Here is a 12151-nt window from a genome sequence, read left to right as displayed (position 1 = left end):
TTTTCATATGGCTAATAAAAACATCGTCGTAGTTGGTGCCGGTTATTCTGGCGTATTTACTGCGCGCAAGTTGGCTAAGCGATTGAAGGGCACAGATTACCAAATTGTTTTGGTAGACCGCCACTCATTCTTTACATACATGACTGAGTTGCACGAAGTTGCAACGAAGCGTGTTGAGCCAAAGCACATCCAATTTGATTTGCGCACGTTGTTCGTGCGCCAACCAAACGTTAAGATTGTGACCGCCACAGTTGATACGATTGATAAGGAAGCAAAGATTGTTAAGACTTCAGAAGGAGATATTCCTTACGAGAAGTTGGTCTTGGCAACTGGTGGAACGACTAACACATTTGGTACGCCAGGTGTTGAAGAGTACGGCTACACGTTGTGGTCATTTGAAGAAGCAGTTCGTCTTCGTGCACACATTGAAGAAGTTATTCGTGAAGGTGCCATGGAGTTGGATCCAGCCAAGCGCGAAGCAAAGTTGCGTATTGCGGTTGTTGGTTCAGGATTTACTGGTGTCGAATTGGCCGGTGAATTGATTGAGCAACGCCGTGAGCTTGCTGAAGCTAACAACTTGGACGAATCAGAAATTAAGATTGACGTGATTGAAGCTGCGCCAACAATTTTGAACATGTTGACAAACCGTAAGCTTGCTGACAAGGGTGAGCAATACATGATCAAGCATGGTGTGAACATGCGTAAGTCTGCCGGTGTTGTTGAAGTTAAGGAACACGCAGCCGTTTTGAAGGACGGTACGGAAATCCCTACTGAAACATTGGTTTGGACGGCCGGTGTCAAGGCTAAGGAGCAAGGTTCAAAGTGGGGCTTGGAACAAGGCCCTGCTGGTCGTTTTATGGCCGATGACTACTCACGTGCAAAGGGTGAGGAAGACATTTACGTTGTGGGTGACGTAGCTGCCTACCAAGAGCCTGCACGTACAATTCCTGACAACCCACGTTCAGGTTGGACACCACAAACGGTTGAAGGTGGAGAATCTGCTGCCAACACTGCCGTTCCTAACATCATCTTTGATTTGTTAGGTAAGGGGTCACGTAAGGCCTTTAAGGGTCACTACCAAGGTTATGCTGTTTCAATCGGTGCACACTACACGGTTGGAATCGCTGAGCAACTTGGTAGCGTAAAGCTTGGTAAGAACGGTTTGCCATTGTCTGGTTTCTTTGCCAACATGTTCAAGCACGTGATTAACTTGTACTTCTTTGCGCAAATTACGAGTGGTTACCACATTTTCCACTACTTGATGGACGAGTTCTTCCGTACGCCAAACGGACGTACGCCATTCTATGGTTGGACGTCACGTATGGGTAACGTTTTGTGGACTGTGCCACTACGTATTGTTGTTGGTGTCTTGTGGATTTCTGCAGGTGCATCAGTTTCAGGAACGATTGGTATGATTGCTACGGTTGTTGGTTGGTTGATTGCCTTTGGTCTTTTGACATCACTTGCTGGTTTCGTTGCCTTTGTGTTGGGATTGGTATTGATTTTTGCTGGTTCAGCTACTACATCAATGGTCTTGTTGACGTTCGCTTCATTGGCCGTTATGAATGGTTCAGGTCGTACGTTCGGTTTGGACTACTGGGTAACGCCATTCTTGGAGAAGACGCTTGGACGTAGCTTGTACGGTAAGCACGAGTCACGTTACAACGACTTGAAGAAGTAATAATAAACGAAAAGAGAGCACGATGAATTTCATCGTGCTCTCTTTTACATATGCTGTGAAGCATAAAATGCGGAAATAATACCATGGGCGACGCTAACGTTAATTGAGCGCACGCTACCATATTGTGGAATGTAAATCATGGCATCAGCTGCGTTAATTAAATCATCCGCTAAGCCAAGCTTTTCTTCACCAAATAGGAAGGCAGACTTTGCCGGGAATTGTACCTCGTACACTGATTTTGGGTTGTAGCCAGGTGTATTGTCGACGGCATAAATTGTATAACCATCAGCGTGTAAGTTATCAAATAACGCTTGATAGTCGGTCACGCGATGGTGTTCGATGTGTTCATAGTTTTGGGTGCCTAGTGACCCGCGACGATCCCATTTCTTGATGCCTTCTGTAGAATCAGGAATGGCAGGGTTTTCGGGGTTTAGGAAAATAATCTTGCGCATGCCAAACGCATTACTGTTGCGTACGGCAGACGCTTTGTTGAAATCATGGCTTAGGTTTTGCATGATGGTAATCATGTCGCCGCGACGTTCGTCTAGGACGGCTTTTATTTCGTCATCAGATTGACCTTTAAAAAAGTCTGTGACGTTACGGTAGTCGGCTGAGCGACTTAAATCGATATCTGACATATGTAAATCCTCTCAAAACCATTGTACCCGACAAATTGCACCAAACGCCACAAAACATAGGTCGAGTTTGGTATTATGGTAAGTAGCAAAAAATAAGTAAGGGGGGCGTGAACATGACGCCAATTATCGAGTTGTCGCATGTGACGTACTCATATCCAAATAGCGAGACACCAGCCTTGAATGACCTCTCATTAACGATCAATCAAGGGGAATGGATTGCGATTATTGGACATAATGGGTCGGGTAAGTCGACCTTAGCAAAACTATTGAATTATCTGTTGGCGCCAACGGCAGGTGACATCACGATTGCCGGGACGCCAGTTAACGAAGAAAACATGTGGACCATTCGTGACTTAGTAGGAATGGTCTTTCAAAATCCTGACAACCAATTTGTCGGCGCAACGGTGGCTGACGATGTGGCCTTTGGCATGGAAAATCGCGGTATTCCACGTGAAGAAATGTTACCACGTGTTGCAGAAGCACTTGAAAAGGTTGGCATGGCCAAGTTTGCAGATCGTGAACCAGCCCGCCTATCTGGTGGTCAAAAGCAACGTGTGGCGATTGCATCCGTACTGGCTATCCAACCTCAAATTTTGATTTTGGACGAAGCGACAGCAATGCTCGATCCAAAGGGACGCCGTGAAATGATTGCTTTGGTGCATGAGTTGAAGCATCAACTTGGTGACGCATTGACGGTCATCTCAATCACACACGACATTGAAGAGGCAGCGAGTGCTGACCGTGTCATCGTGATTAATGATGGTGATTTGATGCAAACGGGTACGCCAGAGGACGTTTTTGCCAACGCTGAAAAGTTACGCGAATTCGGTTTGGCGGTGCCATTCGCAGAACAACTTAAGGAAAAGTTGCGTGAACGTGGGATTGATGTTCCCGACTCATACCTAACGACTGAAGGGATGGTGGATTGGCTATGGCAATCAATTTCAACCAAGTAGGTTTTACGTATCAACTGAACACGCCTTTCGCGACACCTGGTTTGCATGATGTTAACTTCACTATGCCAGAGGGAAAATTTACAGCTGTAATCGGGCACACTGGGTCAGGTAAGTCGACGATGGTGCAACACTTAGACGGATTGGTTATTCCAACGGCCGGTGAGATTACCATTGGTGATCAACGTATTGTACCAACGACGAAGCCTAAGGAGCTGAACCAAATGCGTGCACACGTGGGATTGGTGTTTCAATTCCCAGAAGCGCAATTGTTTGAGCAAACCGTTTTGAAGGACGTGATGTTCGGCCCAAAGAATTTTGGCAAGTCAGAAGCCGAAGCGAAAGAAGCGGCCCAACGTGCTTTGCGTACAGTGGGAATGGCTGAACGCTTTGATGAGCGTTCGCCTTTCGAACTATCGGGCGGTCAAATGCGCCGTGTCGCAATTGCTGGTGTTTTGGCAATGGAGCCAGATTTGTTGATTCTTGATGAGCCTACAGCCGGACTAGATCCAGCTGGGCAAGAAGAGTTGATGACGCTTTTTGCGCGTTTGCAAAAAGAACGTGACATGACGGTCGTGTTGATTACACACCAGATGGAGTATGTTGCACAATATGCCGACCACGTGGTTATTTTCGAAGGTGGTACTGTTGTGAAAGAAGGAACGCCAGCCGAAGTCTTTGCGGATGTGGATTGGCTCCATGAAAAGCAACTTGATGTGCCGATTGCAAAGCAGTTTGCAGATCAGCTTGCCACTAAGGGGTTGCAACTTGAAAATATCTTAGATATCGACCAATTGGCGGATCAATTGGCTACAAAATTAGGAGGGGAAGCACATGTTTAATAACCTCTTGATTGGACGTTATATGCCCGGTGGATCATGGGTTCATCGTTTGGATGCCCGCACAAAACTAGTGCTAAGTATCGCGTTTATTTTTGTCATTTTCTTTGCTAATAATGTGGCTGGTTATGTGGTTGCCGGAATCTTTACGCTGATGGCGATTACCCTAACTGGGTTGGGTGTCGGTGTCTTCTTGCGCGGCGTACGACCATTGTTGTTCTTGATGTTTATCACAACGCTTTTGCAATTATTCTTTGTTCAAACGGGTCACGTACTCTGGCATTGGTGGATTATCACCATTACCACGGATGGGGTGATTAACAGTATCGAAGTGTTCGTGCGTTTCGTCTTGATTATTATGTTTTCAACCATTTTGACATTAACAACACAGCCGCTAGCGGTTGCGGACGCGATGGAGAATTTGCTGGCGCCGTTGAAAAAGGTGGGCTTCCCCGTTGCTGAGTTGGCTTTGATGTTGTCAATTGCGTTGCGCTTTGTGCCAACGCTGATGGATGAAGCTGAGACGATTATGAATGCGCAACGTGCGCGTGGTGTTGAGTTCAACGAAGGAAACATCGTTAGCCGCATTAAGGCGTTTGTACCTTTGCTGATTCCATTGTTCATTAACGCGATTAAGCGTGCAATTGAGCTTGGGGATGCTATGGAGGCCCGTGGTTACCGCGGTGGTGATCACCGAACGAAGTACCGCGTTTTGACTTGGGGCAAGCAAGATACCGTTGCAGTCATTGGATTTATCGTATTTGCCGTTGTCTTAATTGCAACGCGCTGGATTTAGAAAGAAGAGAAGAGATGCCACGATACAAAGCAACAATTTCGTATGATGGCACAGAATTTTATGGTTGGCAGGTTCAGCCTGGCAAGCGAACTGTGCAACTTGAGATGGAAAAAGTCGTTAATAAGATGGCCAAGGACCCGACTGAGCATATTCGGGTACAAGGGTCAGGTCGTACTGATGCACGCGTGCACGCCAAGGGACAAGTCGTGCACTTTGATTTGCCATTTGATATTCCCAATGAAGCAGTGCGTAAGGGGCTTTCAACGATGCTGCCTTATGACATCGGCATTAAGTCCGTTGAAAAGGTGGATGAGTCTTTCCACGCGCAATTCAGTGCCCACAATAAGACGTATCTATACCGCCTTTCAACGACCGAATTCATCGATCCGTTCAAGCGCAACTACACCGGCCACTGGCACCGTCGCATTGATACGAGTTTGATGCAACAAGCCATCGGTGATTATGTTGGTGAACACGATTGGTTGAGTTTTGTAGCCTCAGGTTTCCAACAAAAAACAACGGTCCGCACGGTTTACTCAGCTAAGATGTGGGAGAAGCCGGAAGAAGATGAAATTTGGTTTGAGTTCTCAGGTAATGGGTTCTTGTACAATCAAATTCGTATCATGGTTGGTGTGCTATTAGAGATTGGTAATGGCTCACGACCAGTCGATGATATTCAACGTTTATTTACGGTGAAGGATCGTCAACAGGCCCGATTCACGGCTCCAGCTCAAGGTCTTTACTTGATGTCGGTTGATTATTAATCAGATTAGTCGAAAACTAACGAAATTACTAAATCCGAGGGCTATTGCCGTTGACGTTTGGTCAGAAAAAAGGTAAGATAAATCTCGGTATTGTTTACCACACCGCAATGGGAATGTCCTGGTACGACTTTTTTAATTATTGGTAAAGTAAACAAACAGAATATTGGAGGAATTTTCCATGCGTACAACTTATATGGCAAAGCCAGGTGAGATCGATCGCAAGTGGTACGTCATCGATGCAACTGATATTGCATTGGGACGTTTGTCAACTGTCGTAGCATCAATCTTGCGTGGTAAGAACAAGCCTACTTTCACGCCTAACGTCGACACTGGTGATAACGTTATCGTTATCAACGCCGAAAAGGTCGCTTTGACGGGTAAGAAGGCTACGGACAAGATTTACTACCACCACTCAAACCACCCAGGTGGTTTGAAGGAGCGTCAAGCTGGTGACTTGCGAGAGAAGAACCCACAACGTTTGATCGAGCTTTCAGTTCACGGCATGTTGCCAAAGGGTACTCTTGGTCGCCAACAAGGTTTGAAGTTGCACGTGTTTGCTGGTTCAGAGCACACACACGCAGCACAAAACCCTGAAGTGTTGGATATCACTAACCTTATTTAATTTAACGAAAGGAGAATAGTTAATTATGGCTCAAGTACAATACTACGGAACTGGCCGTCGTAAGAACTCTGTTGCCCGCGTACGTTTGGTACCTGGTAACGGTTCAATCACGATCAACGGTCGTTCAGCTGAACAATACATTCCTTTCGCTAACTTGCGTGAGGTTATGGTACAACCATTCAACGTTACTGAAACTCTAGGAAACTACGATGTTTTGGTTAACGTAAACGGTGGTGGTTTCTCAGGTCAATCTGGTGCCATCCGTCACGGTATCTCACGTGCTTTGTTGCAAGTGGATCCTGACTTCCGTGCAGCTTTGAAGAAGGCTGGATTGTTGACTCGTGACGCTCGTATGAAGGAGCGTAAGAAGCCAGGTTTGAAGAAGGCCCGTAAGGCTTCACAATTCTCAAAGCGTTAATCTTTCGATTTTCACTTTCTGGATTGGAAACGAATCCAAAAACAAAAAACGCGTTTGCAATTTCGATTGCGAACGCGTTTTTTTGTCGCTTTCTTTACGCTTATCATGAAAATGTGAAAAGTCTGAAATATAACACTTGTTATTTGAAGGTTTTATTGTGAAGGAATATACTAACTGTGTCAGATGGAGATGAGGGAGTCCCCACCTTGATAATCAAATATTCGTTTTATTAGATTGTTGGAGGGGTTTAACAATGACGACGATGACAGCAACATTCCAAGCTTTTTGGAAGCACATCTTTGACTTTAAGGGTCGCACAACACGTACGGAGTATTTTTTGAATATGTTGTGGCAGACCGTTTGGCTTGGGATGCTTGCTTTACTTTTGGCACTATTCAGCAACAACTTATTGGTACATCTTTCAGCGGGTGTTGATCACACAGGTCTCACAGCCGTTGGTGTATTGTTTTTTGTATCAGTATTTGCCATTGCGGTACCATCATTTTCAATGATGGTACGACGTTTCAACGACATCGGCCTTAGTTTCTGGGGATGGAAGATTTTTGTTCTAGTAATAGGGTTGTCGTTTATGCCATTCGGCAGCGGTGCAACATTGGGGCACTTTGCCGTGGATGGCATCATCTTGGTGCTAGCTTTGATTGGAACGGATGGCTTGAAAAACGTGCCATTGATAGGTAGTCGAAATAAGTAAAACCAATGACGTTTAAAGTGGTGATGACAAATATTTGTTATCACCACTTTTTTGTTTGTTTGTCAATTTTGTGAATGTTGCAAAAATAAATAAAAAATACAAAGTGATGTTATTTGTAATGGTTTAGTTGGTTTGCGTGTTGGCGGAGTCCGCTAGAATTAAAGGGGGAATAGTTTTTCATTAGATATTGGTTAACGATATAAATAAAATGGAATTGGTCTCCCTTTAGCTTGTGAAAAAATTGACAGGTTATTTGATTTGGCGGTAAGGTCTATCCCTAGAACCAAGGCCTTGGTGATAAAAAAATAATGTGGGGATATGTTTTGGAAAACGACACAGCGAAATTTAGAAAAAAGATGTACAAGGCAGGGAAGTTTTGGGTAGCGGCCGGTGCTATGTTTATCGGGATGATTATGGCTGGACCGGTACAAGCCGATCAACTTGCCGCGCAGCCAGCGGAATCAGCTGAGGTAACACAGCATGAAACGCCAACAGATAGTCAGGCGCCGGATAGTGTTACTAGCCTAAGTGATACTAAAGAGACTGTACAGTCATCCGCAGCGTCAGTTGATAGTAGTCATGTGGCAACATCATCAGCTAGCGAAACAACATCGTCAGCTAGTGAAATATCAACGAAAACTAGTTCAGCGGCATCATCAGTCGCAAGTTCGGCCACAATGTTGTCTGCCACTAGTTCAGCGTCATCGTCAGTCGACGCAACTATCATTGATGGCTATCATGATGAAGGCGGTAACTGGGTTTACTACCGTGACGGTGAAAAGCTAACAGGACGTCAACTGATTGACACGTTTAACGTCTCGACGAGGATGGTCACCAAGTGAAAGGTGATTGGCGCGAAACTGACGGCAAGCGTGCTTACTATGATGGGCAAGAAGGACGTGCCCTAACTGAGACACAGGTAGTTGACGGGGCTGTGCGAGGCTTTGATGGTGATGGATATGAAATCACGAATGGTTTTGGACAAACATCAAACCAAGACACGTACTATTTTGACAACGAAGGGAATCACGTTACCGGTATTCAGGTGATTGATGGTAAGACATATAATTTCGATGACCAAGGTCGCATGCTGAAGGGGATTGCAGCTGAAGTCAACGGGACGATGATGTACTTTGATGATCAGACAGGTGTGGCAACGCCAACGTCTGATCCTAAATTTAACCCTGAATTGGAACCGGTACCACAACAAAATGCACAACACAATGCAGCACATGGGACCACACCTGAAGACTTTGACAACATGGCCGGTTATTTGACAGCTGATACATGGTATCGCCCAAATGATATTTTAGATAACGGAGAAACGTGGCGTGAATCGACGCCAACTGAGTACCGCCCGTTGATTGAGACGTGGTGGCCAACTAAGCAAACGCAAGCAGATTATGTAAATTACATGAATGATGCTTTGCAGGTATCAACTAAGACTGTAAGTGCAGCTGACTCAGAAGCTACGCTAACTGCCGCAGCTGATGCCATTCAAGCAGCTATTGAACGTCAGATTACGGTTAAACAATCCACGGACTGGCTACGTGAATTGATGGCGGCTTTCGTCGTGACACAACCGCAATGGAATAAGAGTAGTGAAGATGAAAACGATGATCACTTGCAAGGTGGTGCGTTGTCATTTGAAAACAATCCAGATACGGATGCTAATTCAGATTACCGTTTGATGAACCGTACACCAACGAATCAAACGGGCGAACGTTTGTATCACATTGATGATTTATTAGGGGGATACGAATTACTATTAGCGAATGACGTGGACAATTCAAATCCGCAAGTACAAGCTGAGCAACTTAACTGGCTATACTATTTGATGAATTTTGGTTCAATCACGGCTAATGATCCAGATGCTAATTTTGATGCCATTCGTGTTGACGCTGTCGATAATGTTGATGCTGACCTATTGCAATTGGCCGCCCAATACTTCCGTGATGCCTACGGTATGGCAACGAATGATGCGACATCAAATCAACACTTGTCAATTTTGGAAGATTGGAGTCATAACGACCCAGCTTACATGAATGAACATGGGAACGACCAATTGACAATGGATGATTACATGCATACGCAATTGATTTGGTCATTAACAAAGTCAGATGCACAGCGTGGCAAGATGGACCGCTTCTTGGATTTCTACTTAACTAATCGTGCTAATGACAATACTGAAAACGAAGCGCAACCTAGTTACTCATTTGTGCGTGCTCACGACAGTGAAGTGCAAACAGTGATTGCTGAAATCGTGACTAAGTTGCACCCTGAAGCTGGGAATGGTTTGATGCCGACCCAAGCTCAGATGGATGAAGCGTTCAAGATTTACAATGCTGACCAAAAGAAGGCGGTTAAGGAATACACGCACTACAACATGCCTTCTGCATACGCCATGTTGTTGACGAATAAAGATGTGATTCCTCGAGTGTACTACGGTGATTTGTACACAGATGATGGCCAATACATGGCTACGAAGTCACCGTACTTTGATGCCATTGATGCGATGTTGAAGGCACGTACTAAGTATGTGGCTGGTGGCCAAACGATGGCAGTTGACAAGAATGATGTCCTAACGAGTGTTCGTTTTGGTAAGGGTGCGATGACGGCTAATGATGCTGGAACTGCCGAAACACGCACAGAAGGTGTTGGTTTAATTATTAGTAACAATCATGATTTGAAGATGGCTGATAGTGACCAGGTTGTTTTGCACATGGGAATCGCGCACGCGAACCAGGCATTCCGTGCCGTTGTTATGACAACGGCAACTGGTTTGGCAATTTATAGCGATGATAATGCGCCAATTCGACACAGATGCGAATGGAGATTTGATTTTTACAAACGCGGATGTATACGGCGTTTTGAATCCACAAGTATCAGGCTTCTTGGCGATGTGGGTGCCAGTTGGTGCTAGTGCAACACAAGATGCCCGTACGGCCGCAAGCACTGAAGCGACGACTGATGGATCAGCTTACCATTCAAATGCTGCACTAGACAGTCAGGTGATTTTTGAAGGGTTCTCAAACTTCCAGGCAATGCCAACAACCCACGATGAATACACAAATGTGGTTTTGGCTAAGCATACTGACTTGTTGACTGATTGGGGTGTGACATCAGTCCAATTGGCCCCACAATATCGTTCTTCAACGGATGGTACGTTCTTGGATTTAATCATTCAAAACGGATACGCCTTTACGGATCGTTATGACTTGGGATTTGGGACGCCAACTAAGTACGGTGATGATAATGATTTGCGTGATGTGATTAAGTCGCTCCACGCAAATGGTATTCAAGTGATGGCTGACTTTGTGCCGGACCAACTTTACGCATTGCCGGGTAAGGAACTAGTTCAAGTAACCCGAACAAATAATATGGGTGAACCAGACAAGAATTCAGAAATCCAACACTTGATGTATGTCACAAGTACTCGTGGTGGTGGTGAATACCAAAAGCAATACGGTGGTGAGTTCTTGGCTAAGTTGCGTGAATTGTACCCCGATTTGTTTACGACGGATCAAATTTCAACGGGTAAGCCGATTGATGACTCAGTAAAGATTAAAGAATGGTCTGCTAAGTATCTTAATGGTACGGCAATCCAAGGTCGTGGTGCTGGCTATGTGCTACGTGATGCGGGTAATAATAGCTATTATCGTGTGACGGCTAATGCAGGTAACACGAATTTGCCAAATCAAATGCTAGGCAAGCCTGTGCTGACTGGTTTCCAAAAGCTAGCAGATGGGTACCACTTCGAAACCCTTAGTGGGTCAGCGGCAAAGGATGCGTTTATCAAGGATGATAATGGTGAGTTGTATTACTTTGATGATAATGGGGTGATGGTCACAGGTGATCAAAAGGTTCATGGCGGTCAATACTTCTTCTTGCCAAATGGGATTGCGTTGACCGATGCATTTATCGAGACTGAAGATGGTCACATGCGATACTACGACAAGAACGGTCAGTTAGTTGTTAATCAATACGTTACTGATCATCAAGCAAACGCATTCCGTGTGGACGCTGATGGAAATGTTATTCGTAGCCAAGCTTTGACGGTTGATGGTAATGAGCAATACTTCGGTTCAAATGGTGTCCAAGCAAAGGCCCAATTGGTTCGTGATGAAAATGGTCAGGCTCATTACTACGCTGCCGGCAATGGAAATATGATTAAGAACCAATTTATTTTGGATACGGATGGCCACTGGCTATACGCTGACCAAAATGGTGATCTTGCGCGCGGCATGACGACTCTTAACCAAGGTACACTTTACTTTGATGATCAAAATCATCAAGTAAAGGATGACTTTGTTTATGATGCTGATGGGGTTCACTATTTCAATGGAACTAATGGTGACGAGGTCAAAAATGATTATGCTTATCACAATGGTAAGTGGTACTACTTTGATGAGAATGGTCGCATGGTAACTGGTTTACAAACGATTAACGGTGAACTACGTTACTTTGGTGCTGATGGGGCGCAACTAAAGGGTGGTCAAGCAACCAATCAAAAGACGAATCAAACGTATGTGTTTGATGAGACAAATGGGTCTGGTAAGCTAGTGACGATTTAAGATTTACGAGAAAAGACAGTTGTGAAGCTGTCTTTTTTCTGTGTAAGGTGGTGTTATCAGCGTAAATGCGGTAAAGTGTTTACTTTACCACAGTAGCTATTGGTCATGTCGGAGGTTTTAAACCGTCGACATTCCCAGTCTACTTTATGTGAGG

The 12151-nt window shown here is 44.9% G+C and carries 12 protein-coding genes; 11 read left to right on the top strand and 1 reads right to left on the bottom strand.

Annotation, left to right across the window (positions count from 1 at the left end; translation table 11 throughout):
• Positions 1-7: 7 nt before the first annotated feature.
• Positions 8-1681: an NAD(P)/FAD-dependent oxidoreductase gene (locus OIT45_RS03730; protein WP_199403800.1), complete on the top strand. Its 1674-nt coding sequence runs from the start codon at positions 8-10 to the stop codon at positions 1679-1681.
• Positions 1682-1725: 44 nt separating this feature from the next.
• Here OIT45_RS03730 and OIT45_RS03725 read toward each other — a convergent pair whose 3' ends face one another.
• Positions 1726-2319, bottom strand: coding sequence for a TrmH family RNA methyltransferase (locus tag OIT45_RS03725; protein ID WP_199403799.1), 594 nt, complete (start codon positions 2317-2319; stop codon positions 1726-1728).
• 113 nt (positions 2320-2432) lie between these two features.
• On the opposite strand from OIT45_RS03725, the gene OIT45_RS03720 reads away from it, so the two are divergent.
• The 10 genes from OIT45_RS03720 (at position 2433) to OIT45_RS03675 (ending at position 11997) form a co-directional block, all read left to right on the top strand.
• Entirely contained in the window at positions 2433-3275 is an 843-nt protein-coding gene (locus tag OIT45_RS03720) for an energy-coupling factor ABC transporter ATP-binding protein (protein WP_199403798.1), read from the top strand.
• Positions 3251-4114 carry an energy-coupling factor transporter ATPase gene (locus OIT45_RS03715; RefSeq protein WP_199403797.1) on the top strand — a complete coding sequence of 288 codons (864 nt, stop codon included), beginning with the start codon at positions 3251-3253 and terminating at the stop codon, positions 4112-4114. The genes OIT45_RS03720 and OIT45_RS03715 overlap by 25 nt, the downstream gene beginning before the upstream one ends.
• The gene (locus OIT45_RS03710; RefSeq protein WP_199403796.1) at positions 4107-4907 is read left to right on the top strand and encodes an energy-coupling factor transporter transmembrane component T family protein; all 801 of its coding nucleotides are present in this window, start codon (positions 4107-4109) and stop codon (positions 4905-4907) included. Before OIT45_RS03715 ends, OIT45_RS03710 begins: the two co-directional genes overlap by 8 nt.
• Before the next feature lie 14 nt (positions 4908-4921).
• Positions 4922-5671: a tRNA pseudouridine(38-40) synthase TruA gene (gene truA / locus OIT45_RS03705; RefSeq protein ID WP_135797195.1), complete on the top strand. Its 750-nt coding sequence runs from the start codon at positions 4922-4924 to the stop codon at positions 5669-5671.
• Positions 5672-5849: 178 nt separating this feature from the next.
• Positions 5850-6293, top strand: a complete 444-nt coding sequence (gene rplM / locus OIT45_RS03700; RefSeq protein WP_004560203.1) for a 50S ribosomal protein L13 — start codon at positions 5850-5852, stop codon at positions 6291-6293.
• A gap of 25 nt (positions 6294-6318) precedes the next feature.
• Positions 6319-6711 carry a 30S ribosomal protein S9 gene (gene rpsI, locus OIT45_RS03695; protein WP_135797196.1) on the top strand — a complete coding sequence of 131 codons (393 nt, stop codon included), beginning with the start codon at positions 6319-6321 and terminating at the stop codon, positions 6709-6711.
• A gap of 253 nt (positions 6712-6964) precedes the next feature.
• Complete coding sequence (locus tag OIT45_RS03690; RefSeq protein ID WP_199403795.1) at positions 6965-7423, top strand: DUF805 domain-containing protein; 459 nt, start codon at positions 6965-6967, stop codon at positions 7421-7423.
• Positions 7424-7731: 308 nt separating this feature from the next.
• Positions 7732-8265, top strand: a complete 534-nt coding sequence (locus OIT45_RS03685; protein ID WP_264339875.1) for a KxYKxGKxW signal peptide domain-containing protein — start codon at positions 7732-7734, stop codon at positions 8263-8265.
• Positions 8262-10346, top strand: coding sequence for a glycoside hydrolase family 70 protein (locus OIT45_RS03680; protein WP_264339874.1), 2085 nt, complete (start codon positions 8262-8264; stop codon positions 10344-10346). The genes OIT45_RS03685 and OIT45_RS03680 overlap by 4 nt, the downstream gene beginning before the upstream one ends.
• Complete coding sequence (locus OIT45_RS03675; protein WP_264339873.1) at positions 10261-11997, top strand: glycoside hydrolase family 70 protein; 1737 nt, start codon at positions 10261-10263, stop codon at positions 11995-11997. The genes OIT45_RS03680 and OIT45_RS03675 overlap by 86 nt, the downstream gene beginning before the upstream one ends.
• Positions 11998-12151 lie beyond the last annotated feature (154 nt).

It is taken from the genome of Weissella sp. LMG 11983, from assembly GCF_025908495.1.
Classification (GTDB): domain Bacteria; phylum Bacillota; class Bacilli; order Lactobacillales; family Lactobacillaceae; genus Weissella; species Weissella fermenti.
This window is presented reverse-complemented; position numbering and strand designations above follow the sequence as displayed.